1 pseudogene is annotated in these 1,675 nt (G+C 66.4%); it reads right to left on the bottom strand.

The window, feature by feature from the left end:
- Positions 1 to 1,261 precede the first annotated feature (1,261 nt).
- Positions 1,262 to 1,675 (bottom strand): annotated as a pseudogene (locus CGZ93_RS19515) (hypothetical protein); the annotation flags it as partial.

The raw sequence follows: 1,675 nt of genomic DNA, 5'->3' as shown, positions 1-1,675 counted from the left end.
GGTGTCGACCAGCGTCATGCCCAGCTCAAGGCCGGCGTGCAGCGCGGCGACCTCGTCGCCGCGGCGGCCGGGGTCCTCACCCCAGCCCCAGGTGCCCTGGCCCAGCACAGGGATGAACTCCCCGCTCGGCAGCGTTATCCGTCGCATCCGCGATCACTTCCTTCTGGTTGTCCTGAGGTGGGACGTGGGCTGAGATCCTCGAAGGGCCGCCGCGTCCTCGACCGGTGCCGGTTTATAGGAGGGTGGCGGGTACCGAGGTGCCAGGTGTCGAGCTGGTAGTCAGCCCTGCCTGTGCCATGCGGAGTACCGGGCTGCTCACGAGCGGTTTCCGGCGCCGGCGGGCTGGACATTACCACCACGGTGGAACAAAAGGCAGAGGTCATCTTGTGAGCGGCTGGTGGCCAGGTTCCCGTCTCGGGCCGCCTCTTGGTCTCTTGGTCTGCCACGTTCACGCTGGCGTTGCGCAGGTCGGTGCTGATGCTGGGGAATGAGGTCAGGGTCCAGCCGGTCACGAGACGTCTTGGCCCTGCCCGGACTGCCCGAACACCCCGCCTTACGCTCCGCTCGCCAGTACTGGCCGTGGCCCGCGAGATGCTCGGCGGGCCGCAGACCTCGTTCCTGCTGCCCGCGCCAACCGAACCCGGCGGCTACCCGCGCGTCATGGCTCTGGGCATGCCTCAAGACGCTCCCCGGCACCTGAGCCTGGTCGTCGTGCTCTCACCCTGCGAGGACCTGCACGGGCTAGCCCACCGCGAGCTCGAGGTTCTTGGCCTGCTGATCGCCTGTCGAGAGGCATCGAACATTTCACAGGACACGCGGCGAACTCTTCGCCGAACCGGATGATCAGCGGGGTCTGCGAAGAATAGTCCTCGCCCGCTGGCGGGTGCCGTCGTCGCCGGTCAGTGCATCTCGGACGGCTCCAGGTCGATGCGCACCTCGACCAGCTTGTAACCGGCCCGGTCGAACGCCGCCGCCATCGGGAGAGGTAGTGAGCGACCTCGTCACGGGCCAGGTCCGCGGCGGTGGTCTGCTCCAACTCGCGTGCCGTCATCACGTCCAGTGATCCCGCCGCGGCATCAGCGAACAGCCGCGTGAAACACTCGTTGCTCGCCGGAGTGAACCGCAGTCGGGCTGGGTCGGGGGGCACCATTCCGCCCTCATCCCATTGGAACTGCCGTCACTCATTCGCGCGGCCCAGTCCGTTGGCGATCGCAACCTGCATCTTGAGCTGGACGCTTTCCGCGACCTGTGGCCGGTCTCTCTACCCGACCGGCACCCGGAGGGTGTGGGGCAGCAGAGCTTGCCCATTCGTCGCTTCCACGAGGACGCGGCCGTGCGTGAGTAGTCCGGAGAGAACCCGGGTCGGCTCTGGGGCACCAGGCGCGACATCCCAGATGTCGAGCGCAATGGGTTCCTGGCTATCACGCCCCCACCACATGGCCCGTCCGATCAAGTCGCCATCATCGCTGGTGGCGATGCATGACCACTCGGGTTTCAATCGACCGGCCTCGATCTCGGTGAGGATCGCATCGTTCGATAGCCGGTAGCGGTGTCGGCAACGCTCGAAAATGGGGCCGATCCGACGCTCGAAAACGAGGCCACCGGTTCGTAGTTGTTCAGTCTGCCGTGTCTTGGGTCTTGATGCTGGGCAGGGTGTCGATTCCGCGGTTGCGTA

The sequence above is a fragment of the Enemella dayhoffiae genome, assembly GCF_002250625.1.
GTDB classification, from domain to species: domain Bacteria; phylum Actinomycetota; class Actinomycetes; order Propionibacteriales; family Propionibacteriaceae; genus Enemella; species Enemella dayhoffiae.
Note: the sequence above shows the minus strand (reverse complement) of the source record. Positions and strands in the feature narration are given on the sequence as shown.